This window comes from Mycobacteroides franklinii (assembly GCF_002013895.1).
Lineage (GTDB): Bacteria > Actinomycetota > Actinomycetes > Mycobacteriales > Mycobacteriaceae > Mycobacterium > Mycobacterium franklinii.
This window is the reverse complement of sequence record NZ_MAFQ01000008.1, coordinates 281,657-308,048: the sequence shown is the minus strand read 5'-3', so window position 1 is coordinate 308,048 and position 26,392 is coordinate 281,657. Positions and strand designations below refer to the sequence as shown.

The 26,392-nt window shown below is 64.2% G+C and carries 27 protein-coding genes, 1 tRNA gene and 1 pseudogene; 12 read left to right on the top strand and 17 right to left on the bottom strand.

The genetic code is table 11. From position 1 onward, the window contains the following. Window positions 1-11: 11 nt before the first annotated feature. The 5 genes from B4393_RS15995 to B4393_RS15975 are packed head-to-tail and all read right to left on the bottom strand — an operon-like array spanning window position 12 to window position 3,682. Window positions 12-767, bottom strand: coding sequence for a hypothetical protein (locus B4393_RS15995; protein ID WP_133052626.1), 756 nt, complete (start codon window positions 765-767; stop codon window positions 12-14). Between the two features lie 12 nt (window positions 768-779). Further along, window positions 780-2,627 carry an ATP-binding protein gene (locus tag B4393_RS15990; protein WP_078334903.1) on the bottom strand — a complete coding sequence of 616 codons (1,848 nt, stop codon included), beginning with the start codon at window positions 2,625-2,627 and terminating at the stop codon, window positions 780-782. Further along, window positions 2,627-3,163 (bottom strand): hypothetical protein, encoded by a 537-nt coding sequence (locus B4393_RS15985; protein WP_133052625.1) that lies wholly within the window; start codon window positions 3,161-3,163, stop codon window positions 2,627-2,629. The genes B4393_RS15990 and B4393_RS15985 overlap by 1 nt, the downstream gene beginning before the upstream one ends. A 4-nt stretch (window positions 3,164-3,167) precedes the next feature. After that, on the bottom strand, window positions 3,168-3,503 hold the full coding sequence (locus B4393_RS15980; protein ID WP_133052624.1) for a hypothetical protein: 336 nt from the start codon (window positions 3,501-3,503) through the stop codon (window positions 3,168-3,170). Beyond that, window positions 3,503-3,682 (bottom strand): hypothetical protein, encoded by a 180-nt coding sequence (locus B4393_RS15975; RefSeq protein WP_078334900.1) that lies wholly within the window; start codon window positions 3,680-3,682, stop codon window positions 3,503-3,505. The genes B4393_RS15980 and B4393_RS15975 overlap by 1 nt, the downstream gene beginning before the upstream one ends. 202 nt (window positions 3,683-3,884) lie before the next feature. On the opposite strand from B4393_RS15975, the gene B4393_RS15970 reads away from it, so the two are divergent. After that, the gene (locus B4393_RS15970; RefSeq protein WP_078334899.1) at window positions 3,885-4,112 is read left to right on the top strand and encodes a hypothetical protein; all 228 of its coding nucleotides are present in this window, start codon (window positions 3,885-3,887) and stop codon (window positions 4,110-4,112) included. On the opposite strand, the gene B4393_RS15965 is transcribed toward B4393_RS15970, so the two are convergent. From B4393_RS15965 to B4393_RS27965, 10 genes are all read right to left on the bottom strand, one after another. After that, a complete protein-coding gene (locus B4393_RS15965) occupies window positions 4,109-4,876 on the bottom strand; it encodes a hypothetical protein (RefSeq protein ID WP_133052622.1) in 768 nt (255 codons plus the stop codon). The two genes, B4393_RS15970 and B4393_RS15965, sit on opposite strands and share 4 nt — an antisense overlap. 1 nt (window position 4,877) lies before the next feature. Beyond that, on the bottom strand, window positions 4,878-5,249 hold the full coding sequence (locus B4393_RS15960) for a hypothetical protein (RefSeq protein WP_078334897.1): 372 nt from the start codon (window positions 5,247-5,249) through the stop codon (window positions 4,878-4,880). Then, window positions 5,246-6,457: a hypothetical protein gene (locus B4393_RS15955; protein WP_078334896.1), complete on the bottom strand. Its 1,212-nt coding sequence runs from the start codon at window positions 6,455-6,457 to the stop codon at window positions 5,246-5,248. Before B4393_RS15955 ends, B4393_RS15960 begins: the two co-directional genes overlap by 4 nt. Continuing rightward, window positions 6,454-6,693 carry a hypothetical protein gene (locus tag B4393_RS15950; protein ID WP_078334895.1) on the bottom strand — a complete coding sequence of 80 codons (240 nt, stop codon included), beginning with the start codon at window positions 6,691-6,693 and terminating at the stop codon, window positions 6,454-6,456. The genes B4393_RS15955 and B4393_RS15950 overlap by 4 nt, the downstream gene beginning before the upstream one ends. After that, entirely contained in the window at window positions 6,690-6,935 is a 246-nt protein-coding gene (locus B4393_RS15945) for a hypothetical protein (RefSeq protein WP_078334894.1), read from the bottom strand. Before B4393_RS15945 ends, B4393_RS15950 begins: the two co-directional genes overlap by 4 nt. Window positions 6,936-8,253: 1,318 nt before the next feature. After that, entirely contained in the window at window positions 8,254-10,902 is a 2,649-nt protein-coding gene (locus B4393_RS15940; RefSeq protein ID WP_078334893.1) for a bifunctional DNA primase/polymerase, read from the bottom strand. Window positions 10,903-11,015: 113 nt separating this feature from the next. Further along, a complete protein-coding gene (locus tag B4393_RS15935) occupies window positions 11,016-11,645 on the bottom strand; it encodes a hypothetical protein (RefSeq protein ID WP_078334892.1) in 630 nt (209 codons plus the stop codon). A 58-nt stretch (window positions 11,646-11,703) separates the two neighbouring features. Next, entirely contained in the window at window positions 11,704-12,333 is a 630-nt protein-coding gene (locus B4393_RS15930; RefSeq protein ID WP_078334891.1) for a hypothetical protein, read from the bottom strand. A 196-nt stretch (window positions 12,334-12,529) separates the two neighbouring features. Then, window positions 12,530-12,820, bottom strand: coding sequence for a hypothetical protein (locus tag B4393_RS15925; protein WP_133052522.1), 291 nt, complete (start codon window positions 12,818-12,820; stop codon window positions 12,530-12,532). After that, a complete protein-coding gene (locus tag B4393_RS27965; RefSeq protein ID WP_078334889.1) occupies window positions 12,817-13,062 on the bottom strand; it encodes a helix-turn-helix domain-containing protein in 246 nt (81 codons plus the stop codon). Before B4393_RS27965 ends, B4393_RS15925 begins: the two co-directional genes overlap by 4 nt. Before the next feature lie 301 nt (window positions 13,063-13,363). Here B4393_RS27965 and B4393_RS27960 point away from each other — a divergent pair, with 301 nt between their 5' ends. From B4393_RS27960 to B4393_RS15880, 8 genes are all read left to right on the top strand, one after another. Further along, window positions 13,364-13,600 carry a hypothetical protein gene (locus B4393_RS27960; RefSeq protein WP_191988839.1) on the top strand — a complete coding sequence of 79 codons (237 nt, stop codon included), beginning with the start codon at window positions 13,364-13,366 and terminating at the stop codon, window positions 13,598-13,600. A 2-nt stretch (window positions 13,601-13,602) separates the two neighbouring features. Beyond that, window positions 13,603-14,781, top strand: coding sequence for a site-specific integrase (locus tag B4393_RS15910; protein WP_078334887.1), 1,179 nt, complete (start codon window positions 13,603-13,605; stop codon window positions 14,779-14,781). Between the two features lie 143 nt (window positions 14,782-14,924). Further along, window positions 14,925-15,006 (top strand) — tRNA-Ser (locus tag B4393_RS27510). Between the two features lie 158 nt (window positions 15,007-15,164). Further along, on the top strand, window positions 15,165-16,151 hold the full coding sequence (locus B4393_RS15905; RefSeq protein WP_078334886.1) for a site-specific integrase: 987 nt from the start codon (window positions 15,165-15,167) through the stop codon (window positions 16,149-16,151). A gap of 124 nt (window positions 16,152-16,275) precedes the next feature. After that, a complete protein-coding gene (locus B4393_RS15900; RefSeq protein WP_078334885.1) occupies window positions 16,276-16,461 on the top strand; it encodes a DeoR family transcriptional regulator in 186 nt (61 codons plus the stop codon). Continuing rightward, a complete protein-coding gene (locus B4393_RS15895) occupies window positions 16,458-18,539 on the top strand; it encodes a hypothetical protein (RefSeq protein WP_078334884.1) in 2,082 nt (693 codons plus the stop codon). The genes B4393_RS15900 and B4393_RS15895 overlap by 4 nt, the downstream gene beginning before the upstream one ends. An 829-nt stretch (window positions 18,540-19,368) precedes the next feature. Next, window positions 19,369-22,386, top strand: coding sequence for a glycoside hydrolase family 19 protein (locus B4393_RS15885; protein WP_078334883.1), 3,018 nt, complete (start codon window positions 19,369-19,371; stop codon window positions 22,384-22,386). 5 nt (window positions 22,387-22,391) lie between these two features. Continuing rightward, window positions 22,392-23,480, top strand: a complete 1,089-nt coding sequence (locus tag B4393_RS15880; protein WP_078334882.1) for a hypothetical protein — start codon at window positions 22,392-22,394, stop codon at window positions 23,478-23,480. Between the two features lie 32 nt (window positions 23,481-23,512). Here B4393_RS15880 and B4393_RS28095 read toward each other — a convergent pair whose 3' ends face one another. Beyond that, the gene (locus B4393_RS28095) at window positions 23,513-23,713 is read right to left on the bottom strand and encodes a helix-turn-helix domain-containing protein (protein ID WP_074346415.1); all 201 of its coding nucleotides are present in this window, start codon (window positions 23,711-23,713) and stop codon (window positions 23,513-23,515) included. 575 nt (window positions 23,714-24,288) lie between these two features. Here B4393_RS28095 and B4393_RS15870 point away from each other — a divergent pair. After that, entirely contained in the window at window positions 24,289-24,735 is a 447-nt protein-coding gene (locus B4393_RS15870) for a hypothetical protein (protein WP_133052521.1), read from the top strand. A 2-nt stretch (window positions 24,736-24,737) separates the two neighbouring features. Here the strand turns inward: B4393_RS15870 and B4393_RS15865 are convergent, their stop codons facing one another. Then, the gene (locus tag B4393_RS15865; RefSeq protein ID WP_078334928.1) at window positions 24,738-25,259 is read right to left on the bottom strand and encodes an OsmC family protein; all 522 of its coding nucleotides are present in this window, start codon (window positions 25,257-25,259) and stop codon (window positions 24,738-24,740) included. Between the two features lie 91 nt (window positions 25,260-25,350). Here B4393_RS15865 and B4393_RS15860 point away from each other — a divergent pair. Together B4393_RS15860 and B4393_RS27505 are read left to right on the top strand one after the other, a co-directional pair. Then, window positions 25,351-25,681: pseudogene (locus tag B4393_RS15860) on the top strand (cupin domain-containing protein). A 63-nt stretch (window positions 25,682-25,744) separates the two neighbouring features. Next, a complete protein-coding gene (locus tag B4393_RS27505; RefSeq protein ID WP_157901282.1) occupies window positions 25,745-26,377 on the top strand; it encodes a hypothetical protein in 633 nt (210 codons plus the stop codon). The last annotated feature ends 15 nt before the right edge of the window (window positions 26,378-26,392 follow it).

Sequence of the window (26,392 nt, the reverse complement as noted above, 5' to 3'; positions counted from 1 at the left end):
GTGGGGTGGGGTTAGGTGCAGGTGGCCGCGTGGACGAGGGCCGCATAGATGTCGGGGTCGAAGCCGCGAGCGGCGGCGTCCTCGGCAATGCCCGCTTTCACCTGGTCGGGGGTGGAGCCCTTCACCATCGACGCCAGCTCAGCGGCCCGCGCCTTCATGGCTTCGGCCTTCGCGACGGACTCAAGCTCAGCCTTCGTGTCGGCGAAACCGTGTGGCAATTCCAACTTCTCCACGTCCAGGGTGCCCTTGAGGCGGGTAGCCCACGGAGCGGGCACGTCCAAGAGTGCGGTGCCGACCATCGCCAGCGCGGCGGCGTCGCCGTGCTTGACCAGCCCATCGGGGCCGAGAGCACCAGCAGCGCTCGCCCTCATCTGCTCGGCTGTCTGCGGTGTGCCGTCAGGTGCGCCAAGCACTACCTCGCGGAGGTTCTTTGCACCGATGAGCACGACGTTCACGCCACGGCTCACCAGCTCGGAGACCACCAGCACCCCAACGGCGTACGACCGACGCGGCGCGATGCCCGAGTTGCCGCTCAGCACGATGCTCTCAGGCGAGGACATCACCACAATGTCGGGGGTGAACTTGACGATGGACTCTGCGATACCGTCCGCGTGGTCACGGTAACGCTGGTACTGCTGCTGCAAGGGCCACTTTGAACTGCCAGCAGCGGCGGGGGTCTCGATGTCCACTCCTCGCACGCCCTTGACGGTGGCAGCCACCATCGACGGAGCGCTGATGCTCGGGTTCAATCCAATTACGCGGGCCATGTTTCTCTCCTTCTACAGTCCCGCGAACGGGTCGTCGGTGGGTACTTCTTCCTCGGCCACAGTGACCGCAGGTTCTTGGGGTGGTTCGGGTTCGGACGCGGTGGGTGTCTCGGTGGTCTCAGGCGCTTCCGGTTCGGGGGCCGGTTCCGCCACCTCGGGAGCCTTCGCCTTCGGCGTCGGCGCGGGTTCGTCCACGTCGAGCACCACGTCATCGACGGAGATACCCGCCCGACGCAGCAGGTCATCGGCCAGGTCGGACTGGTCAACTACAGGGTTCCAGCGCTCCATGATGGGGAGCGCTTCCTTACCTGGGAGGAAGAACGACTGGCCGAGAACCGCCACACCACGTTCGGTGTCGTCATAGACGAACCGACCAAGCTGTCCGTTCTTGATGTCCCGCTCAGGTGACGGGGCACCGTCACCGCGACCCGTACCGAGTACCGCAATCGCGGCGGCGGAAGACCGCACGTAGTAGCTCAGGCGCAACGCGGCGTTGTCCCTGATGATGGTGGGGATGCTCTCTGACGTGGGCTTCTGCGTGATGAGGATGACGACCACACCAGCAGAACGGCCCTCCTGCACCATCTCCCTGATGTACTTCCTATTCGCGGCGACAATGGCCTTCTCGTCCTTCTCCATGCCCGACCAGTCCAGAAATTTTTGGCACTCATCGAGAATGATGAAGACGGGGGTGACGCCCAGTTCGCGGCGCTGCTGACGGTTGAGGAGCCAGAAGTTCGACTCACCCGTGAGGCGATAGACGGCCTCGCCACGGCGCTTCGACGCTGCGTAGACACGTCGCAACATCTCCTGTGGGGCATCGGGTTTCCCGCTGCGTATGTAGGTGCGGCAGATAGGGCTGATGCCCTCCCAGTCGAACATCGCCTTGCCATCGACCAGGTGAATCTCGGCCTGTCCCGCCATGCCCGCCAGGACGGGCAGCAGGCTGGCGGTCTTTCCCGTACCGGGTGCGCCCGCGATGACCAGTCCCGCATTGCCCGCCCAGGAAATCCACACTTCGCGGCCATCTGTTCCGACGCCCAGCAGTGAGCGGCCCGCGTCAGCGTCATAGCGGTGCGGCCCTTGGAGGCGGTAGTCGCGTCCCTTCAGCGGGTCGCGGTCGTTGAACGCCAGAAGGTATGTACCGCCCTCGGGCTCGCTGACGCTGAGGTTCTTGGCGTTCCATGCGGTGACGAGATGCGGCAAGGCACCTCGGTATGTGTTGAGCGTTTGTCCAGGTACGCCTTTCAGCGCCACCAGCAGACCAGTAGGACTGATGTGGAGATGGGTGAAGCCTGGCACCGTCCAGGTGGTCACGGTGCAGGCCGACCCGTCAGGGTTCGGCTCTTTCGTCACGCTCTTCACGGCAAGTCCCGCCGTGGTGAACACCTCCACGTAGCTGCCAATCGAATCGGCGAAGCGCGGGTACCCAGCGGCTAGTTCGTCCACGGCATCGCGGCCGGATTCGTGGTGTGTCACCCGCAGGTCGGCATCGACACCATCGACAGTGGCGTATTCCTCACGCTCACTTGGGAAATCGCGGTCGGGGCCAATGGTCAGCAGAACGTGACCACCTCGACGCTTGATGCCGTAAACACGGTCATGGCCGAGGAAACCCGCGATGAGGTCACCACGGGCTTTGACGGTGTTCAGGTCAGCACCGCTGTGCATCGACAGAACGATGGTCTGGGTGCCGTAGGCACCGTTTTCGACACCGACGCAGCGGATGCGATGCTCGCCCGCTTGCTCCAGGGCACGCTCGACGTACCCAACGTCGCCACGGAGCTTGCGGGCGATGGTGCCCGTGACCAGTCCACCGTTTCGGTCGAAATGCCGACCTATCGCCTGCCCGATGCCCATTACTTGTCCCCGCGCATGTACCAGGGGATTTCGGGCTCAGGTTCGGGGTTAGGTGCGGCCGGTTCCTCGGCCGGTACGGACTCGGTGTAGGCGTCGTAGTCCTCGACGGGGGCAGTGGTAGACGCAGCGGGGGGAGTGGGTGGTTGTGGTGCCTGCTGGGCTGCGTAGAACGCGGCCCATGCCTGCTGGCGCTTGCGCTCCCGCACTGCGGGGCTGGAGTTGTAAGCCACGGCACCTGCGACTCCAGCGCCAGCGGCCCCGAGGAGGGAAAACACGGAGAGGGTCACCAGCGTGGTGGATGTGGTCTTGGCTTGCGCCTGGCACTGGCGGTAGATGCGCTCTTTGCCTGGTCGGTCAGTGCCCGTGGCATATGTGGACTCGATGTAGTCCCGCTGTTCGGCCTTGCACGGGTCTTTCGCCACCGAAGCGCCCCCAACGCCCAGCAGCGCCCCCAGCACGACGAGACCGATTGCCACCCAAGCGAAAACATGGGTGGGAGTCGATGGCCGAGGCTGGGGGTGCTGCGGGTACGTCATGGTGTTACTCCTTGGTGTCGATGGCGGTGGGGCGGGGGTCATACACCCCGAACAGGTCGGTGCCGACCGTCTCGATAAGGTCGATGCTGGCGGTATCAGCTGACGCGGCGAAGTACCCGTCCCGCCACTTCCGAAATTCCTGACGCATGTCGAGCCAGCCGTCCCGCAAACCCTCGCGGTAGAGGCCACGGGCACTGCGCGCAGATGCGGCAGATGCGATGGCCAGGGCCACAGCCATCACCACGATGACCAGTCCTACAGCGACGGCGAGGTGAACCCAGCCACGGTCGAACGTGTAGACCCCGAGTGCCTCGTCCAGCATTGGCGCATAGCCGCTCATCACTTCACCGCCTTGAGGGACTTGGCGTACGCCTCTACGGCGTCGGCCACAGCGCCGAGGTTGACCAACTCCTCATCGGCGAAAATTCCAGCGGGGATGGTGTGCTGCTCGATGAGAGCCGCGAGGTCGAAGCGCGGGATGTCGTAGACCCCTGCCAGGGTCGGCTTGATGACTGCCATTGTTCTATCTCCTAATCGGATGTTGTTATTACGGTTTGCTGATGGGCGTTATATAACCCCTCACCGATGGCTGTAATAATAACGCTTAATGCCCATATCACCAGGGGATATGCGTATAGGTGGGCTATACGCGATAGGGGAACTAACTACGTTGCTAACGTCGCATTAACACCGTGGCGGTGTCATAGCGGGAGAGGATGATGTGGGAATGCAAGAGGTGGACGACCTGCTCGCGGACATCGCGGAGCTGGAGGCCGACACCTTCTCATGGGCCGACGCAGCGAGATGGTCACCCGGTGGCCGTGTTGAGCTGCCCGATGACCCCTATGACGTTTTGCCCCTGGTGGATGACGGCTGCGTGGTCATCTGCGACCCTGCCCGTCCATGGGTGGTCACGGCCTATGACCCGCCGTGGTGGGCGCGGGACTAGGCCAGGCAGCGGGGGAGGCCGTACGTGATGCCGTCAGCGAAGGCACGGGTGCGCTCGGGGGTATCACGCCACATGGCCGTTGCGACACCGCCAGCCTGGGCTTCGGTGACGGACACCGATGGGCTCTGACCTGCCACTACCCACTTGAAGTAGGCCCCAGCGGAGCAGTCGGCCCGCTTCTCCTCGGTGTCGTTGTCGGTGTCGGTCGAGCGGTCGAGCATCGGCAGCCCGAGGTGTGCCTGTTCGTGTGCCACGACGATGTAGGTGCCGACATCGCCGAACTGGTCTGCGACCTTGGCGTCCAGGTTCTCGACGTTCACCACCACGCTGGGCGGCGTGGTCATGTCACACGCCCACGCGACGGCGCTAGCAGCCTTTTCAGCGTCCCGACTGGGGGAACACGGAGCGTCAGCCTGGTCGGTGACGACGGTGGCTCGGACAGGAACCACCACACCCTCGGTAGCCCAGAAACGGCTCACGTCAGTCATTGCCTCGTTGACGACCTCGACCAACGCAGCGTGGGGGTCAGGAGGGGTTGTCGTCGGCCTCGGTGTTGAGGTCGGACGCTGCTGGGTGGTGCTCGCGACGGTGCGCTCCGAGGCGGAGACGGTGGGCTGTCCCGAGGTGGTGGAGGTGCACGCGGACACGGCGATACTCGCGGCCACCAGGGCGGTGGTCACGGCAGTTACTCGACGCAGCGGGTGCATACCATGAGTATCGCCGTCAGGCGAGGGGTCAATACCCACCAGTTCGGGACGTGACATCTCAGTTCCCCAGCGGTCTTTTGGTCGTGAGCTGTGTGTCCACCTCATCGAGAGCGGCGGCGTTTTCCTCGTCCACAGCTATGGCATCCGCTACCCGACGCTCCAGGGTGCGGGCCTCGGAGCGGATGGACTCAGCCAGGTCTTGGGCTTGCGTCGCCACGGTGGTGATTCCATCGGCCAGCTTGGCGGTGGTCTCCTGGTGGACACCCTCGGGCTTCCACTCCTTGGCCCAAGATGCTTGGTCAGCGGCCAGCGTTTCGGCAGCCTCGATGCACGCATGCGCGATGGCCTCGGCGTCGTCAGCCAGGGCGGTAAGCCTCGCGGCTTCGGCCTGGGTGGCGGCGTAGTCGGTCTCGATGATGCCTGTGGTCACGACTTCTTCTCCTCGGTCGGGATGGTCGGGGGTGTCCAGTCCAGGTCGTCAGGGTCGGCCTTCAGGGGGTCAAGGCTGGGGTCGATTTCAGCGGCGACGATGGTGGGCGAGGGCGACGATGATGTCGGTGCCACCGTGGAACCCGAACCCATCGCGCGGGCCATCGGGCCTCCACCCATAGGGCCTGTGCCCTGACCGCCCGAGGGCGCGGCGGCGTTCGGGGTGCTGGGCGCGGTAGGTGCGGTAGGTGCTCCCGAGGTGCTCGTGGACGGCGTGCTCGGCAGACCGGCCGAGGAACCGGATGCGGAAGCCGTACCCGTGATGGCTCCCGCTATCGGCGCAACAGCCGCGTCGAAAGTGGTGTCCCTGGTCGGCTCCCTACTGTCCTCTTTCCGTGTTTGTGCAGGTCGGCGGCCTGTGACCCCCTGCCGCACGCCGTTTTGAGGCTGCCCAAGTTGCGCAGTAGCGCCGCCAGTCGGCCCTGTGACCGTGGGGGATGGCTGCCCTGCGGCGGTGGACGGGGCGGAGGTCGCGGGGGCGCTGAACAGGGTTCCTGTACGGGCACCGCTGTCAGCGGACAGGGAGTCAGCGGAGAGTGAGGTGCCAGCGGCGGTGTCGGACACCGTGGGGGTACTGGCCGACGCAGCGGGGGAGTCACCCGTGGACATCACGGTGGGGCTGCCCTCGGCCGGGTCGGTCATGGTGACGGGTGTGTCAGCCTCGGACTGGGTGGGGTCTTCCACGCCCTCCCCGCCGAAACCGTCACCGATGGGTCGGTCGTCCACACCGCAGGTGCTGGGCATGGGTGCGGGGGTGACGGCCTCGGGCCAGGTGGTGGCGGAGGTACTCGCTGCGTGGGCTTTCTTCGCTGCCATGCGCTCGGCCCCCGCCTCCTGATACGCCAGGAGTGCAGCGGGGTCGTTGCCCGCTGTGGAGTGGCATACCTGCGCCAACGCGGAAATGGTGGCGGGACTCGGTGCCCGCTCCAGTCCCGAGTCGATGTCGGACTGGTCTCTGGACGTGGACGCGGCGGTGTATGCCCAGTCGGCCAAACGATTGGCGGTGATGGTGCGGGCCGCGTTGCGCTCATCGACGGCATCGACGGTGGCACCACGTCCAGGGGTCGGTTGGGTCAGCGCCGAGGCAAGGTCTTGGAACCGTGAGGAGATGTCGCTCAGCGATGGCGCAGCGGGGGTGAACGGGCTCATCGGGTGACCTCGTTCCAGGCGCGGGTGTACACGTCGCCAAGCGCGCGGCGCTCTTCGTCGGTCATCCCCTGCGGGGCAGGCGGGATGGGCGCACACGCTGCCACGGGCTTGGGGCACTCGTCAGCCTGCACGACAGTGCGGGGCGCGGGGGTGGTCGTGGTCAGGGTGGCGGTGGCCGATGTCCCGATGAGTACCAGGAGGGCGGCGAGGGCCAGTCGCACGGGCATGGTGGTCATCGGGTCGCCTCTCGCACTCGACGGGAGAGATGGCCCACGGCCCCCGTGGTGATGCCCAACCGCTGGGCTATGACCCATTGCGGCACACCTGCCGCGCGGAGGGCTGCGACTTGAGCGGCCCGCTGGTCGGCCAACGCGGAGACGAGAGTCTGAGCACTCCCCAACTCCCGCTGCGTGGTCACGAGCTGGTCGAGCTGCTCGCGGAAAGCCGACACCCTGGTCGGCATTTTCGTTGCTGTCATAGGTCGATGATAGCCCCGCTAGCGTATAGGGAGGCTATATCTGACCTGTTCACGAACGACTTATGCACTCGGCTGCCGCTGCGCTGAGCAAAGGTCGATAGTTTGCTACGTGGACGTAACACCCTTGACCTGCGGATATTTTTCTGGGGTTCGCGGGAGGCGCTCATGGGCGCAACGCTCTGACCTGCGGGTATTTTTCGGGGCAACCTCGCGATAAATCCCTGACCTGCGGATATTTTCTGCGGGCAGCGGTGGCGCGGTACACGCGGCGTGTGAGCCCATTTCGGGCGACATCGGCTCGGGCGTGATGGTCTCTCGGCCCTCGGCTGGTGGAGTTGGGCGCTCCCTACGCGTACGCGCACGAGGGGCGCGAAACCCCTTCGGCTGAGGCAACCGGATGCTGAAATGGCTCATTTCGGTGTTTGTGCAGGTCAGCGCGTTTTGCCTACGGTTGGCGGCGTCCCGCGCTTTCGGGCATAACCGCAGGTCAGATGCGGTTTCTGCTCCCCGGTTTTCTGGAACCCCGTGGACGGGGCGGGGAGCGCTGGACGCGGGTAGCGGGCGGCGATGCGTCGGCCCTCGGCCCGCTTGGAGCCGCTCAGGGGCTCTCTGGCGGGGTTTTCGGGCGGTCGGGGTGCCCGTGGGGCGGGGTGGTGCGGGAAATCGGCTCTGAGAGCCCCTGAGAGCGTTTCTGGGGCCTCGGTGGGGTCAGTGGATGGGCGCGGGGCTCTGAGGGGCGCTCAGAGGCGCTGGGGCGGCGATTCGACCGCCCAGCGGGCAGCCTGCTCAGCGCGCCAGGCTTCGAGGGCCTGGGCGGGGTCTACGGGCTCGGGAGCGGGGTTCTGGGAATCGGGCTCGGGGGCCAACGCAGCCCGAGGCGAGCATGCGAACGGTGGGGCATGTGGTCGGGTGTACCCCGCTGCCGCATCGGGTGACGCGGAAACGTGGGCGGGGGTACACGCAGCGGGGTGGTGTGACGGAGGGGTGCAGGGTACCCGTGGCTAACGTTGCTAGAGACTGACAACACTGGCGACACTGACAACACCTAGTGTCGCCAGTGGTTCACGCAGCGGGTGCCTCGCAGGTAATGACGGATTATTTTTTTACATAGGGTATATATACATGCTGGTAGAAGACTTATTACGGTAACCGTAATTAGGGTGACCTAATTTCGGGTTTGAAGGATTTCCCCGAGACTGGCGACAAACGTGTTGTCAGTGTCGCCAGTGTTGTCAGTCTTCGGCTAACTTCGCTGGGGCATGGAAACGGCCTCTGTCCAGCTCGGGCAGAGGCCGTTTCCAAGGTGTTCCCCGCTGCGTCACATGACTAGTCGGAGCGGTACCGCGAGCCCCTTAACGGGGAGCAGTTCCACCTTGCCCATCTTCACCAACGCCGCCTCGGCATCCACATAGGCGTCGGCTTTACGTCCCACTGCGCGCTTGGCTCGGTTACGGGTGGACTCGCCACCCTCCTGGGCCAGGTGTCCAAGGATCTTGTCTATGGCTTCCTCGACCCTTTCATGACGGGCCGCTTTCTCGGCGGTGAAGACCGCCGCTCGACGCGTACCGACCTTCTTGTCTTCCTCGGCCTCCGCTGCGTCGGCCATCGCCAGCAGCCACGCACGCACGCGACGGTGGTGCTCGATGACGTATCCAGTCCAATTCCAGATGTCCTCGGATACGACCATCGTTCCGAAGCGCAGGGCCGCGAGGCAGGCCACCCGCAGACGAACCTGGATGAGGTGTGACTCCCAGGCGTCATCAGCCTCGGTGTGCTCGACCGCGGCCAGTTCGGCATTGCGCTCCACCGCTGCGTGGATGGCGGGGCAAAGCACGAACTCGGACGGGTGCCCGTTCTCTCCTGGTGTGGGGAGCAATGGTGGCGTCCATCCTGCTGGAGGTTGCCCAGCGAGCCCGTCAGGGGTGAGACGCCAGGGGTCGCTGACACCCGTCAGGAGGGTGCGCTGTAGGAACCCGGTGGTCTCTCCCATCAGCGCCAGCCACACCTGCGGCTGCATCCCGCCCGTGAGGAACATGAAGAAGTCATACAGTTCCGTCCACCCGTGGGTGCGGGTGTCCGCGAGGGGGTTTTCCCCCGCCCAGAGCGCGTTGTAGGCGTCGAAGATGGTGCTGGTGTCGCGACCACCTCGCTTGAGGGTGGCTCGGAACTCGCCCTCTTCCACCCACGCGACGGGATGCTTCTTCTGCTCCTTCCATGTGCGGGTGCCCTTGCCGTTCTCCTTGGGCTCCTCGAAGGTGTCCGTCAGGAGGTCGGGCATCTTCTCACCCGACCCGACCGAGCGGTGCGAGTCCCACGGGATGTTGTCGCTGACTCCGAACACACCGTTGTGGGGCACCCCCGTCACCTTCTCGGCCACCGAATCGAGACCAGGGAGCACCGTCCACTTGGTCCGCTTCATGGCGAGGCTCTTACCCTTGCCTGACCCACCGATACGAAGTGAGCTGATGGACAGCGGGGTGCCAGGCCCCGCGCCGATTTCCGTGGGCCACCGCATCCCGCCACGGATGAGTTCCGTGATGAGCAGGGGCATCGGCCCCGTGGGGTGGGGATTGTTCGCCCTAGCGTTGCGCAGTACCGCCCGCGTGAAGTCGTTGAAATCGAATATGGCGCGGTACAAATCGGGTGCGGCAGGGTGCCCGAGGGGGAACGCCTCCCGATCCCATGGGTCGAACTTGTCCACGGTGCCGTCATCCTTACGAACGACTGGTGTGTGGTACCCCGACTTCGCTGCATCCGCAGCGGTGTAAATCCAGCCGGGTTCGGTGGGTGCCTGCACCAGGGGTGCCACCAGGGCATCGAACTCACCCTTCACCCACGCCTCGCTCCACGCAGCCTCTGCCATCACCTGCTCCTCGCTGAGTCCACCACCAAACGTGTTTCCACCCGACAGGCCGAACGGCCAGCGGGACGCTGACGCCATGACCTCGATGTCGGCGGGGTCGAAGGCTTCGCCGCCCGTGGAGAACGAGTCCTCGTTCGGGATGCCCTCGGCCTCACGGCAGGCGGCATAGTCGCCGTCGTACCGCGCGATGGTCATGTATCGGTACTTGGTGATGCTGTGCTGCCCATCGAACCTGTCGGCCACAGTGGTGCTCCAAGCGTGCAGCACTCCGCTCTCGCCTGAGCGGCTGGCCTCGCAGCCAGGCTCATGCGCGGTCGCTGAGCGGGGCGTTGATGCCTCCCACGGATGCGTCCAGAGTGGGCAGCCGCAACGGTCGGTGTCGCCCGTGTCAGTCCAGCCATCCTCGGCCAGGAGGTCACTCCAGAGCTGGTCGTTCTGCCACTCGTTGAGGTTCGGGTAGCCCGTGACCGCGTGGGCCGCACGTCGGGCCGCTGCCGCCGCCCGCTTCTCCTCTTGCTCCCGCTGCTGCTGCTCCACGACATCGGCCAGCCAGGTGAGGAACGGGTGGCCTGACGGAACGTCGTGGGAGTCGCCCACGGTCTGGTATGCCCTGCCGTCGTACTGCCGCAGCGTGGTCGGGGGAGCCACGACATATGCCCCGCCTGACCCCGCCCCGATGAGGTCGAGCCCGTGGCTCTTGGCGCTGGCGATGGTTGTGCCCTCGGGGAGCGTCACGCCTTCGTCCAACCACAACCACCAGTGACCACCCCCCTGGTGTTTCCCGGCTGCGTGACCGGCCGTCAGAACCGTGGGCTCACCGAACCAGGCGCGCATCATGTCCGCGCCGTCCTGGGTGTCCGCGTCCACCACGAGGAGCCCGCCGCTGAGCATGGGCACCAGGCCGATGCCCGCGCCCGCTGGGGCCGCTGCCCACATCTTCCGCACGGTGTCGGGGTCGCTACTGGCGCTGTAGAAACCGTTGGCGGTCGCGGGCGCTTTCTCGCCAGGCTTGAGGGGGAAAACGGCGTATCCCGCCGTGGCGTATGCCACGGCATCGTCGGTGAGGTCAGCGGCCACAGGGGCAGTGTCAGGTGCTATACTCATGTAATTCCTAATCGGTAAGCCGAAGTCCCCGCCTCCCAGGTAGGGGACTTTCGGTTTTCTTGGGGTTGGTGGCCCTCGATTGGTCTCCGTAGTGCCGCGCGTGCGGCAGGGTGCTATTTGAGGGTGAGCGCGTCGATGGCCCCGTGAGACCCTGCCCACTTCAGCTCGTCGGGACGGAACACGAAACTGTATTCCCAGGATTTCCGCACCCCGTCACCGAATTGGTCGCGGCGGGACTCGTACCAGCACGTGGTGTCCACGTTTCGCATTACCATCATCCCCGCCACCCCGATGTCTATGAGTCGGTCGAGTTCGCCGTCGCCTGACTCGTGCAGCACCTGGGGGAAAGCCACCCGCGAGACGTTGATCACCGCAGCTACCGACACTTCCGACCCGGCGCTCTGTGCCACAGCGAGTTGCGCCACGTGCGCAACCAGAGCTTCCATCCGCTTGTAGATGAGCAGCGGGGGCTCTTCCGCCAGAAAGGTGGCGCTGTCCACCACCTGCTTTAGCACGCCACGGTCGGGGCGGGACGACAGATACGGGGTGTTGTTAATCCCCTTCGAGTAGTTGTCGCGGTCTTCCCAATAATCCAACCGCGCTTGTGCGCGCTGCGGGATCGACGCCAGCAGAGCCTCCCGCTCCTCGATGCGCTTAGCTGCCGCTGCGCGCGGGTCTTCCCGTACGGTGACATCAGGGGTCAGTCCTGGGGTCAGTACGGGGGTGAATGGTGTTGTACTCATTTGTTTCTCCGTTTCCTAATCGGTGATTTCTGTAGTGCCGTGCGCGGCGGCGGGGTGGTTAGCGCATCCAGATCGTCTGCACAGGCGACACATCGTCGGGAGTGTCCAGCACCCACGGGTAGAACTCGGCCGGGGTTTTCAGGCCATCGCCGTTCCAGGCATCCCACACCGTCCACGCGAGGTGGCTGTATCCCATCGCCGCCATCACCAGCACCAGCAGTGGGATGTCCCCTTCGCACGGCCCCGCCCACTCGATGACATCGGGGCCGCGCAGCCAGGAATGGCTCATATCCGTGGTGTACCGCAGCGTGTTGACGATGGCCGTGGCCGATGCCCACTGGAGAGCGCTATGTCGGTGGTTCCCACCATCACGCGCGAAGAGCCAGACCTGTACAGCCCGCAAATTGGCCTCGAGCGAGGATGTGGAGTGCACCCCAGCCGCGTCGAGCAGGTCGAGCAGCGCATCCGCGACTTCACCGTCCAGGGTTTGACGCACGTGGCGCGGGATGCGGGCGACACGGCGCTCAAGCGCGGCCTCGCTGAGGGCGTCGGTGCCGTCGATGGCACCATGGTCGCCCGTGCTCGCACCGATGCTCATGCCGCCATACGTGAAGGTGCGAGTGCTCGCCTTCTCGGGAGCCATTGGTGGTACCAGCGGGGGCACCAGGGGTGGGGTGAAAGATGTCATTTGTTTCTCCGTTTCCTAATCGGTTTCTTCTGTATTCAGTTGTGAGGTTCAGAAACTCGCGCCGCAGGCCGAGCACTCTTCGGTCTCATGCCCGCAGTCGGGGCACTCATATGCGTATGGCGGAGTCGGCTCGGAGTCGAACAACTCGCCGCACTTCTCGCATTCGAGCCACTCGCCGCATTCGATGCAGTCCACGTCAGCACGCCCTCTCGGGCAGCCCCACAGCGCCAGTGAATGATCGGCGCAGCGCCGCCTCGAAAATCGGCATGTCCCCAGCCCCGTCGCGACGTACGGCGGCATCGAAATCGGCCATCGTGACGAGTCGCAGGATCAGCGGGGACAGCACCGAGGCGGTCTCGGGCATGCCTGCATCCACCAACGCTGCGTGTGCCTTGATGTACTTAGGGCCGAACACCGACACCAGTTGCCCGCTGGTTACAGCGGCGCGAACATCAGCGGCCAGTCGGCCCATTTCCTCTGGACTCATGCCGACACCGCCAGCACGCGCTGGATTTCCGAGGCCGGAATCAGCGTGCGACGCGGGACGGCAGCCGTACGCAGCACCCCGTCCGAGATGAGCTTGTAGACGGTGCTTCTGGACACCTTGAGCAGCCCCATCGCTTCCTCGACGGTATAAACCACGGGCACCTGCTCAGCGGACTTCTCCTTGAGTCGCCGTTCGACTTCAGCCTCTATTGCCGCCTCGATGGTGGCGATGGTTTCAGTCACGGTGACCTCCTCTCGTATCTATCAACCCACTGTTTGTGGGATAACCCATACACTACCATCAAATCGGAAAATAGACCCGACACGCCGTATGTACTTTCCAACTGTCCGTCCGATAGCGCATACTCGGCCAATGGCGCGGGCAACGGGGGACACCCACGACAACGTGAGGTACAACGTGGCCCGCATCAGGACGCAACGGCGGCTGAGCCTCCGTGACCTGGCTGGGATGATGCCCCCTGGCCCTGGTGCTCTTTCTCATTCCTCCATCGGGGAGATAGAGCGGGGTGTCCGCAGGTGTGATGTGGATGAGTTAACCGCTCTCGCAATCACTTTGGATGTTTCACCCGTCACGCTGCTCATGCCGTACACCGAAACGGTCAACGACGAAGTGTCGGTGACTGGCATGCAGCATGTGGCGGGTGCACGGTGGGTGCTGGACTGGCTGCGTGGTGACGGGCCGATTGAGCCCGAGCGGGCGGTCGATGAGCATGAGGTCGAGAGTTTCCGCCGCAGGTCGCTCCCGCACTGGGCCTGGTAAGCGTGGCCCGCCGCGAGGAGCCAGGGGTCAAGCCCGTCACTGTCAGTGACCGCAAAGGCGGCACGGTGCAGATGTGGCAAGCCGTGGCTGATGTGGGCGAGCAGCACGGGAAACGTCAACAGAGTCGAAAGAGGTTCCCCACCAAGGCCGAAGCGGTGGCGTGGCGCTCAGGCATCACTGCTGACCGCGCCCGAGGCACCCACGTCGCCCCTGCCAAGATGACGATGAAGCAGGGCGTTGAGCAGTGGCTACGCGGCCTCCGCAAAGAGCAAACGACGATAGATGCCTACACCGCCGCGTTGCGCCCCGTCATCGAAGTGCTGGGCGACAAGCCTGTTCAGAGGGTCACGAAGGCCGACATAGAGAGCCTGGTAGACGCTCTCATTGAGGGCACCACGCCGCGTGGGAAATGGGCCTCGACCTCGATAAACCCGATGCTCAGTCGTCTCCGCAGGGTGTTCGATGACCTCATGGGGCAGGGGATAGTCCCGAGGAATCCGGCCAAGTTGGTGTCCAACGTGAGGCGCGAGGACACCCCCGACCGACCGCCGCCCGAGTACGAGACGTTCACCCCTGACCAGGTGAAGCAACTTATGAAATCCGTTGCAGGTACGGAGGATTCGGTGTTGGCGGTGTTCTCCCTGCTCGGTCTACGCCGCGCTGAAATTGCTGGAATGCGGTGGTCGCATCTGGACATCGACGGCCCCGTGCCCCTTCTCACCGTCACTCGCACCATCACGGTGTCGAGCAAGGGGGCGTCTGACCGTGCCCGCACCAAGACCAAGACCAGCCGTCGCGAGTGGCCCCTGCCCAAGGTGGCCGTGCGCATCTTGACTGATGCCCGCACCCGAGCCCGCCGTGACCGCCTGGCCGCTGGCTCTGCGTGGCTCGGTCATGGTGACGGCCACGTGTACAGGCAGCCCCTCGGGGAGCCTTACCATCCGCGAACGGTCAACGCCCGCTGGAACGCCGCCCTCGACAGCGCCAGCCTTCCCCATATCCGACTCCACGACGGCAGACACACAGCGGCCACCTTGTTGCATCTCGATGGAGCACCCGCTGCCGTGGTGGCCGCGTGGCTCGGCCATTCATCACCCGCGACCACCAACAGGCTCTACATCCACACGCAGCGTGAGGCTCTGATGAAAGCGGCCAGTCAGTTCGACGCGATGTTCGGCTAGCATCGGTGTCACATCCTCGGTGTCACACCATCTCTCACCTGCACCGATAAACACATTCCGTGTCACGTCAGTGTCACACACTGGACGGAATCGGGGGACTCGGCGCACATAAATCCGCTGTTAGCAGGAAATCTCATACATCTAGCGACCTGGGCAAACGCCCATGCACTCGCCTTGAAAGCGAGAGACGGCTAACACCGTCCGGGGGTTCAAATCCCTCCGCCACCGCTCTTCAGGGCGTATTTCCGGGAGTCTGTATCAGGTCCCGGAATTCCGCCACATGACACGACGTGACACATGAGCTCCGGTATCGGTTCCACGGAACAGTCGGCGTGTCGTTCACCGCGGTCGGTCTCACCGAATTTCAAGGGTGAGGTGTACGCATGAAGATTCCGAGTTATGTGACGGTGCGCGAGTTCCCGTCCGGTCGGCGTTACGAGGTGCGGCTGGAGGTGACCGGCCCCGACGGCGTGCGGCATCAGCGACGCCGTCGGTTCAGGACCGTGAAGGAGGCAATCGACGCTCACGCCACCGTTACCGCGGAACGCGCGGCCGGAACTTTCACGGCGCCTTCGGAACTGACGGTGAAGGCGGCGTGCGAAGCGTGGCTTGCCGGCAAGCGGATCAAGCCGACGACGCACGCCGCGTACTCGGCCGCGCTGGCCCCGGTCATCGACAGGTACGGCGACCGGCCGGTGCAGAAGATTGTCAAGAGCGACGTGGAGAAGTTGGTTGTCGAGCTCCGCGACGGAACGGGTGGGCGCGGCAAGTGGGCGCGCACGTCTATCAACCCCATGCTCGCGCGATGGCGGTCGGTGTGGAAAGACCTGCAGGCTCAAGGAGTTCTTCCGCGCAACGTGGTCGATCTCGTTGAGCCGCTTCGACGGCCGTCTGGTGCACCGGACCTCAAGCTTGATGATGTCCTGTCCGAGTACGAGGTCGAGCAGTTGGTCGACGCCCATGCGGTGCCTGCTCTACCGCCTGACGCCGATTTGAAGACCGTGCGCGAGACCGAGCACGCACAGCTGCGGGAGTCGTTCGTTCATCTCGCGCTGCTTGGTCTGCGACGCGGTGAACTCGCCGGGTTGCGGTGGTCCGCGGTCGACCTCGATGCCGAGACACCGACTCTGGCGGTACGCGCAACGAGGGTGTCGACGGCGGCCGGTGTGATCGACCAGGACGACGCCAAGACACTCGCAAGTGCAAGGGAACTCGACGTGCCACCGCACCTGATGCCGATCCTTCGGCGGACACGGCGGGAGCAGCGGGTGATGCGGCTGGTGGCGGGTCACCTGTGGGAGGGACCGGCGGACGGCTACGTGATCGCGCATCCGTACGGCCAGCCCGTCAGTCCGCGCGCCCTTCATTAACTAGTCCGCCGCAGACAGCGATGTAGCTCCTCACGTGGACGAACTGCTCCGGGAGTTGCACGTTGACGACGGGGGGCGCGCCTCAGGCCCAGTTCTTCATACGTCGCGTGATAGACCGCCGCGTATGACCACTTCACGCGGCATCCCAGGCCGCGCTTTCGAGCACAAGATTCCCAACGCTGAGGGCCGCCGGCAAGTCGCCGCGTTGGTCGCCAGCGGCCAGCTGTCGGTTCCGCAGGCCGCTGAGCGCTACGGCATCTCGGCGGCCACTGTGCGGCGAGATGCCGCCGAGTTCGGAGGCGACCGATGAGCGAGGAACCGTTGGATGTGGAGACCGTCGATTCATCCGAGTCGACAGTGAAACCCGAGGAGACGAAACCCGCAGCCGAACCCAAGGCAGCCGAGAAAGCCGATGGCGCGCAAAAGGCTGCATCGGTGAGCGGCGAGGATGCGCACAAGGGCGGCGGTAGGAGCTGGACCCCTGGCCGGGTGGGTACTCAGATGGGTGTTCCACCGTCCGCATTGCGGAAATTCAAAACAGAGCCGGTCGCCGGCATCAAAAATCTGGCGGCAGCACAGTGGAATTCAGGGCAGCATTGGGCGGGCATGCTGGGCGGCACCGTGGCCAAGAAGATGCCGACTGCAGGTGGCAAGGCCCTGGTCAAGGGGGCTGCCCGGCTGATTCCTGGTGTCGGCTCGATCGTCGCGGGTTTCGCTGCGTGGAAGTCGTTCAAGGACGGCGATTATGTGGCAAGCGTGCTCAACCTTATCGGTGTGATCCCCGGGCCTATGGGCTGGCTCGGTATGGGTGCCGCAGCCGCATGGGATTTGAGCGGTGTGGGGCACCCCGGCGTGTGGGAGGCCCCCGATGGCGTGGCGACATTCATGCTTCCCGGCTCGGCAAAAGATTCTTCTGGTGTGAAGGAGCTAGATGCGTTGTTCCGCGAAGCTCAGCAGGAGAAGGTGTTTGGTTTCCAGGACGGACCTGAAGGCACGGTGTGGAATGCAAGCCCACCGGCGGCTTTGAAGTTGGACACCCCGGAAGTGGAGAAGGCGTTCACTAACTGGCTTCGGGGCGTCTCTGAATTGTTCGCCGAGATCGACAGGACGATGAGCCAGTCCGATGAGCCGTACTTTCATCAGTACCGACAAGAACTCGCACCGCATCTGGCGGCGATGGCTGAACTCAAAAGCCAAGTCGAGCCGCTGATGACACAGCTGTCCGCAGTGAGCAAGAGCGGCGCCGACATGTACAGGGCGGTACTGGATGCCAATAAGACTGCACGCCAACAGCTTGCCAATGACGGGCATCTGTCGGACCAAGGACCGGCGAGCGCGATGAAGGCAAAGGCCGACGCCGCGCAGACTCAACTCGATGCCGCCAACGACAAGATCGGCAAGCTCTTCGACGGAGCTCCGGCACCGATCGTCACCGCGAAGTCACCGACACTGGCTGCCCCGTCGGCTCCCAGCACCAGACCCTCGCCGCTGCCGTTGTCGGCCAACCCGACCCCGTTGGTGGCCCCGGACAAGAAACTGGAGTCCAAGGGCGACGATCTGGGCAAGCTGCTCTCAGGCCTGGGAAACAAGGGACTTGGCGGCACTCCTGGCGGATCGCCTTTGGGCGGCAGCCCTCTCGGCGGCGGCCACGGTGGAGGGGCCCCGCTGACGTCCCCGACGGCCAAACCCGCTGAGAGCGAGCCCAAGAAGCTCGTCGAGGACAAGAAGGACGACACCAAGAAGCGCGAGGAGAAGTCGCTTCCCAAGCCGTTGCCGACCAACAACCCTGTCGTGGCCGGCACCCCGGTCCCCGCCACGACTCTTCCCGGGACCGCAGCGCCTGGGGTTCCCAAACCCGCTGCGGGACCGCCGGACACGACCGTCGACGTCAAGGGCAAGAAGACCAAGTTCCCCGACGCCAAGACCGCCAAAATGGCCAAGCTGCTTGCCGCGGCCGACCCGAACCATCCGGTATCGCTGGCCGATGCCGCGGCGCAGTCGGGTCTGACCCCGCCGGTTCCCGGCCAGGACCCCGGCAAGCAGATCCCGCCGGCGGACGCCAAGCCCGGGGATTTCCTGGTGGCCGGCGACAAGCACTTCATGGTGCTCGGCGACGGCAAGTTCTACGACCTGAGCCAGTACAAGAACATCGACGCCTCCGAGCTGCCGCATGACATGGGTTCGCGCGCAGGCTACTTCCGTCTATTCAGGAAATCGACCCATTTGACGAATCAGAGGCCGGGTTTGTCGCACGCTGGATCGGGTGGTTCGCCTCTGCGGCCGCCGGCACCCTTGAGCACCCGACGAGAATGCCCGAACACTCCACCGGCGGCACCTGGCGCAAGAACTAGAAGCCGATCAGCGCCGGCTCCGCCCCGTCGCGGCTGAGAACAACGAGACAAACCGGCGATGATCGGCATCCGACCACCCGAACCCGTCCAACCCAAGCCGCACGGAGTCGACGCAATCGCGCGCCAACCACAAAGCCCATCCCCGGGTCCGCTGCAAGGTTCGCACGCGTCTCCAGACCGCCACCGCGACATCAACTGCGGCCTGATGCTGGCCACCGCTCCACAGCCACTTCAGGCCGATCGAGGTGTCCCCGAGATGGTAGGCACACCCGGTCGTTCCCGATCTGCGCTCGCTGTGTCTCAGCATCGGCGATGACCGCCGCAGCGCACTGTTCCACCCTCAGATCGCGGTAATCTCGCCACACCGTGGCCTTGCTCATAGCGCCGAACGTCGGCAGCGGCACGTCCAACGGATTGCTGATCGTCATGGTGAACTTCTCCTCTTCTCGGTGTGCGAGCCCAAATCCGGGCCCTCACCCCTCCAGTCCCTACGCGACTGACGTTTTCCGTCACATCCCTCTAATACCGACGCCAACAAAGATTTCCGTCATCGCCGAGCCGAGATTTTTGACCCTGTGGTTTTGGCATCACCGCAGGCCCAGACTCGGCATGACCGTTGCGAAACAACGCCAGCGCCGGTCGTTATAAACGCGCCGCGCTGGCGTGGGCTGCCCGCAATGCTCGGGTGCAGCTGTTGCCAGGCGTCGTGCTCACGTCTGCGGTCACTTGCTCGTCACTGCTGGACGATTCTTGCGCTCAAATGACACCCTCACATTTTTGGATGTTTGCTATCCGCGTGGACAGCGGTCTGCGGGTAGGCGTAGTGTCACGTCCCTGAAGGCTTTGCGGAAGTTGACGGAGGCGATGTGTCGGGGACCGAACGATCAACTGAACAGCTGACGGCGGTGACGGACTGCCGCGATTTGGCGCGTTCAAGTGCGGCGACGCAAGAGTTGCCCGCGCGTGATCGTGCTCACCAATCCAGCCCCGAACACGACACGGGTCGCCGGTTGGCTGCTTTCGCTGCTGGGGGTGTCCTGGTGGTTGGTGCGGTGGCCGCGCTGCACCACCTGTACCGCAGTGGTGATGGTGCCGCAGACCTGATCAGCTGGGCCGGGTTGTTGCTGCTGGGTATGACGGCCCTCGGCGGCGGAATCAAGCTCGCGATGTGGGGTGCCCGACCGATCATCGCGGCGCTGTTTGATGGGGCGAAGGAACGTTTGGCGGAGCCGGTGTTGGCGGTGGTCGCGTCGGGGGCGGTCATCGTTGGGGCGCTGGGCATGTGGTGGACCTTCCGTGGGGGTTACGCCAGCTGGTGGCGGGACCTGACCGGTGAAAGCCAGTGGTCGCTCTCGCTCGGAATTGGTCAGATGCTGGTTGCGGTGCTGACTGGCGCTGCGCTGTTCACCGGCGGCCAGTACCTGACCGGGTTGGTTAAGGAAGCCCTCACCGACTCCGGTCTGCTCGTTGAGCGCGACCGCGCAGCCGGCAAGCGCGGGGCCCAGGACGGGCTGTGGCATCCGGGTCTGGTGGCTGCCCTTGTTGGCGGTGGTTTGGGGTTGGTGCTGCTGACGGCTGGGATCACTCCGCGGCTGTATGTGTGGATCACCGGCGCGGAGGTGTTGCCCGCTGTCGCCGCTATCGCCGCGGTCCTGGCGTGGGCTATCGGGTCGAACTTGGGGTGGTGGAAAGGTCTTGCGGGTCTGTGGAAATGGGCTACCGATGCCTCGCATAAGGCGGCTGCGACCACGGGTGTTGTCGCGCTATTGATGTTCTCGGCCGGCGGTCTGGGCCTGGGTTGGTTCACTCCGGCGACGGTGCCGCAGGCGCATGCGCAGTGCCCGCCCGATTGCGGGGGCGGGTCGAATGGATCGAACTCGTATGGGCCTGATGCTTCGCAGTTTCAGCCGCCGCAGATGCCCAACCAGATGCCGGACTATCAGGGCGGTAACTACGGCTCCAATCAAGCCCCGCTAGATCAAAATTCGGGTATCTCGATCTACAACACTCAGGCTCCGTCGGTCAGTAACAACGGTGTTCAGGGGTCCAGTGGGCAGCAGGGGCCGCAGCAGGGTTGGGATCAGCCGGCACACGGCACTCAGATCCCGGATTATCAGAACGCCACGCCGTATACCCAGGGGCCGGGTAAGCCGAATCCTGATTTCAACGGTGGACAAGCCAACCCCGGATCGCAAGGTGGTCAACCGAATCAGGGCGGGCAGCAGCCGGCGCAACAGCCACCTCAACAGCAGCCGCCGCAACAAGATGCGGGGCAGGAGCCCAATCAGCAGCCGCAGCAGTCGGATCAGCAGAAGATCGATGACCTGATGCGCCAGCTGCAGGAGAAACAGCAGCAGTCCGGCCAGGATCAGCAGCGCATTGACGATCTGACCAAGCAGCTGCAGCAGAATAAACAGAACCAGAAGCAGCAGCAGTCGACGAAGTTCCCGTCGAAGGACAAGAAGAAGGACGACAAGGACGAGCAGGGCGACCGCGACGATCAGTCGCAGAACACCGACCTGGCTTCGCTGCTACTCGGTGCGGCGTCGACGCGGCGGCGTAAGCAGGACGAGCAGGAGCAGGGCCCGGATACTCAGGCGCTCGGTAAGGATGCATCCCAAGCGGTGCAGGGTCTTCCGGGTGATGTGCAGACCTATGTGCAGTCCGGGCAGCAGATCGGCGAGTCGTCGGGGCAGGCCGCTCAAGGTTTCGGTTCGGCCGCGCAAGCGGGTGCCTCGTTGGCCTCGTCTGCGCAGTCTGGTGCGGTGAACCCGCAAGATGCGATCACGGTGGTGCAGGGTGTCTCGCAAGGCATTCAGGGCACTGCCGATGCTGTGAATGCGGGTAGTCAGATCGTGAAAACTGCGCAGGGAGAAGCAGATCAAGTCGCCCAGGCGGTCGGGGACGCCAACCCGCAACTGAAACCGCAAACCGAGCAGTTCACCCAGCTCAATGACACTGTGTCGAAGGGCACTGAGGGGGTCGGGCAGGTCGCTAGCGGTGTCTCCCAGGTATCCGGTGCGGTGAATTCGGTCAGCGGCATGGGCTCGGGAGGAGTGCCGACGGAGGCGGCAGGTGAAGCGCCAGCTGAGATGGTCGGGTGGGAAGTCGCTACGAGCGGCCCCGCAGACATCGGCGGCGACCCTGGTGGTCAAGGCGTGACGCCGCGGTTCATTGATCCGAATGCGCTGCTGGCCAAGGCTCCTGCACCACCTGAGCCAGCTCTAATTACACCTGAGCAGCTACACGAGATCTATCCGACGCTTCCGATGGAGGACGTTAACCGTAAGGTTGGTCCGCTCAATGACGCTATGCGGAGCGCGGGAATGACTTCAAAGGAATCGCGCTCTGCGTTCCTTGGTACCTTCGCGGTGGAGTCGGGAGAGTTCAAATTCGATTACGAGTTACGAGGTATGCAGTCGGCGACGGAGATGTATGGGCCGGAATACGCCGGGGTTACGTTTGGGCCCAATGCTGCCCACGACCCTAATACCCCGGATGGATATACCAACTCCTCAGCCACATTGGGTAACACCCAACCTGGCGATGGGTACCGTTTCCGGGGACGGGGCCCTATTCAGCTCACAGGCCGCGGCAACTATCAAGCAGCGGGGCAGGCACTGGGGCTTGACCTCACTGGCGACCCTGATTTGGCTGCCTCTCCCGAGCACGAATTCGCTGTTGCCACCTGGTTTTGGAACAACCACGCGCCGGTCGGTGCAAACGGCCTAATACTCCAGAATCCTGATGGCACCAATATGACCCTCAACCAGGCAGCCGAGGCGGGAGACTTCGCTTCCGTTACGCGGGCCATCAATGGTGGTCTGACAGGTTTCGCCGAGCGTCAACAGTACTTCGACACTGCAATGGCCACCCTGCAATAGAAACCATGTCTATGGAACACAACCGATTTCGCTTCCGCGCCATGCCCGCCGTAACGGCTTTGTTCATGCTGTTAATCAGTTGCGGCGTTCCCCAGGAGCGCTCGTTGCTGTCGACTGAGCCAGCTGCACCAGCCTCGGACGATGTCTTTGCGTACACAACCGCCGCTGAGATTGGCATTGTGCGCAACGGCGTGGTGGTGAATACCGCCTCGACACCATCTACGCCGGGCCAGCCGGTCTTCACCTCGAGCGGCAATTACGTGGCCGCCGCTATCCCGAATAGGCAGATCGTGGCGGTAGGGATCGCAGGGAGTACGCGGGTCATCGAAGCTGCCACGGACCGTGTGTTCTCAGGCGGCGGAGATAAGGTCTCCTGGTGGCAAGCTCCTAATCGGATAGTCTCGACTGACCTGTCAATCCCGAGTGCCCCCTTGACGGTTGACGAGGTCGACCCACTGATTGATCCCAGCCGGGCACCTCAGCTAATCAGTTACCACAATGGCATTGCAGTCTTCGCGCAGTCCGCCGTAGCCCCGCAGCAGCCTCACCCGGGTTTCGGCGCCGTTCCGGCGCCGAAAGAAGTCATGGTGACCAGGGATGGTCACACTCAATCGGCCGGCGTAGTAGATGGTGCACTCTTTGCAGGGGCGATCTCTAGCAGCAACGGTCGGCAAGTGGCGTACCCGGTGTTTCGGGCGGGCGCATGTTCCACCGGAACGGTCGGCGTCGTCACCACAGGCACTGCGACATCAACCGTGTTGCCGCCCGTTGGTGATCCAGACACCATGACCACGATCAAGAATCTATGGTGGGACACCGACGATATGCTTCGCGTCACCACCTACTCTCGCGCCTGCAAACACCCCGATGCTGTTGGAAAACTATCGATTTGGCAGTTCGGTAACGAAAACTGGACCCGTGTGGACTCTGCCGACTCGCTGGTCTCCCGTCAACTGCCGAATAACTCCACAGCCCTCGTGACATCAATGCCTGACGCACAATACGGAGAACTCTCAATCGAACACGCTGGAGAGCGCCACCAAATCAAAGATAATGTCACCGATCTCGCAGCACCCACCGGAAGCGCAGTTTGAAATCGCCCAGCTTGCCGGGCATTCGATCACTGCTATGCCGCCGGGTTCGTCCGGGCGGCTGCGATCACGCGGTCTAGTTCAGCGGGCTCGACTAAAGTCCGCCGGCCGAATTTCACCACGGTCAGCTGTCCGCGCCGACGCATCCGATACAGGCATTCCCGACTCACCCGCAACTGTTCGGCTGCCTCTTCCAAGGTGTACAGGCGGACTTGCTCTGCACTGTTTTCGTTCATGGAAGTGAGCGTCTCGCGGACATGCGCTGTGTGCCAGTGACCTATCGCGACACGCCGAGACAGGCGGGTGCACCGTGGGTATCGCGGTGGTGGACCTTGCCACACTCCTGCCACTATCGCGTCCGGCATGCACCTTCAGCGGAAGGCTGTAGCGCTCGTCAGGACGTCCCAGGCGACGCCACCTTACTGACGGACACCCAGTTCGAGGTATCTTGAAAGCGAGAGACGGCTAACACCGTCCGGGGGTTCAAATCCCTCCGCCACCGCCATAAAGTCCCTGCTAGAGGGAATTTCAGGGCACATTCTCGGCGTCAAGCGAGATGCCGGAAATACCGAAATGCCACACCTTGCCACTTAGGGTCGGGAATGGGTACGCCGCTCGGGCGGCGTGTCGCGCGCTGACTGCCTAACCTGGTGGGGGCGACGGGATGTGGCTTGGCGCCGCGTGACGTTTACGTCCAACACTACGGGGTTGCTGTCGCCGATCTCGTCGTCTCCGGGCGGGTACTCCAGATTCGGGGTGCCAAGAATGGACACCTATCCGAGCTGCAAGGCGTCCCTGAGATCCTGTGCAGGTGAGCACAATGCGCTACGGTCCTTTGGCGTTCGTCGTGGATTCTCTGGGCTGGGCATATATCGCATTGCTTTTGGTCTGGATCATCAAATGCCGGGTGGACAGCGAGGCGTACAGCCCCCTCCAGGCGGCGCGGCACACGACCCGTATCGGAGTGACCTTGCTGGGGGTCGCTGGGGTGGTGTTTAGCGTCCTGATCGGTCTCACCCAGGTGATCCCCGCCGGGGTGGCCACCGCTCTTGGATCCATACTTGCCGTGGCGGTGATCGGTGCTAGCCGGCGCCTACCCATCTGCGGGCGTGGCCCTGACGCCGGGCGGCGCAGGGTGCTGCGCTGGCTTCTGTGGGTGGTGTGGGCAGTGCTGGGGCTCGCACTCCTGACCGTCTTCGGCGCGCTCTCCACCGCATTCGGGGGAGTTCTCGATCGGCCGGGCCGACCACTCCTCTGACATTACGACCGCGGGCGGGTGACCAGCGTGGTGTGCACGGGGGTGGAGCCGGTGGTCAGATCCAGTACCGGGCAGTGGGCGTCGACAGTCTCCTGGAGTTCGCGGTACCGCTCGTCGCTGTCCGGTCCGGAGACCGTCACGGTGACACGGATCTGCTGGAAGCCGGGCCGGATGGTGTCGTCCAGGCCGAAGAAGCCGCGCACATCCAGGTCGCCCTCGGCGCTTGCGCTCAGCGAATCAACCTGAATCCCAAGCCTTTCAGCCCAGAATCGGTAGGTCACTACTTGGCATGACAACAGCGAGGCGAGGTAGTACTCGACAGGGTTGGGTGCGGTGTTCTGCCCACCGAGGCTTGGCGGCTCATCGACGTGCACGCGGTACTTACCCAGGGTGATCTCACTGCCGACCGTGCCCTCCGGTTGAGCGGATGCCTTGAAGACCACCGTCGCCGCGGCCGGTTTGTCGGCGACAGCCGCCCGGGTCGCATCGGTAATCGCATTGAGAGAGGTTGTCGAGGCAGTCACGGGTAACAACGGTAGCGGCATCGACATCCTGGGTGGAGGGTTGCGTCCGCGGTGAATCCAATCCCCGGGGACGTAGTCCTATTTAGTAGTCATGGAGGTCATCTCGATAACGGCCCTGGGTGATGAGCGGGTGGACGCTGCGCGGAACGCGGCTAGCGGCCGGGCGGCACAGTGCATGGCGGCAGCGGGCACGTGCTGAGGCAGCAGTACTGGCGCTTGCGGCCGGCCGCAAGCTTGCCGAACACGAAAACCCGGGCGAGGCAACCTTGTTGGTACTGCGTGGGCGAGTTGAGCTCGCGACGGCAGCCGTTTGCGTTGCGGTCGCCGCCGGTGACTATGTGGTCATTCTGCAAGAGCGCCATGACCTTACGGCAGTTGAAGACTCTGCGGTGTTGCTGACTGTGGTGGGCGGGGTGAGGTAGTCATCGACACAAGCGGTGGTCGCGGAACCGGGCACTGCGCTCCGGGTCTTGTACGCTGCGGAAATGTCATACCCAGACTCTGCAGAACACCCAGACTTCGATGACCAGAAGTCCGGGCGAGAAGCCGACGAGGTAGCACCCTGGTACCGACAGCCCCCGGTACTGATCGCTCTAGTAGGCGCGGCGGTGGCCATTATCGCGGTCGGCGCGGCCCTGGTGATCAGGAGCGGCGACAGCTCAGCTCCGGAGCCGGCAGGCAGCACCGCGCCGAGCGCTACGACGTCGAGCAGTTCGGTACCCGCGCAGCCTGGTAGTGGGGAGCGCATCGCCACTGTGCCGTCTCAAGCGCCTGGCCAAAGACCCGGGACGTCGACGGTTGTCCTGATCCCCAACCCGAATGGTGACGGTTCGATGGTCCCGTGCGAGGGCACGATCTGCACCAATCCCAACCGTGGCGCTGGAGATCCGTCGGACCCGGTACCTGGACCCGGCTATCCGGCCCGCTCCGCGCCGTACCCCACCCCGGGAGACGCTCCCCCGGAGCCTGGGCAATCCACGTTCAGCGGACCTTCACCCACCGCTGGGCCTCCGGAACCCGGACAAACGACTTTCAGTGGTCCTTCGTCCGGCCCCGCCAATGCACCTGCCGACGGGCCGCCGGAGCCGGGACAACGTACCTTCAGTCCCGCAGGCTGACAGCGGAACCCCAAG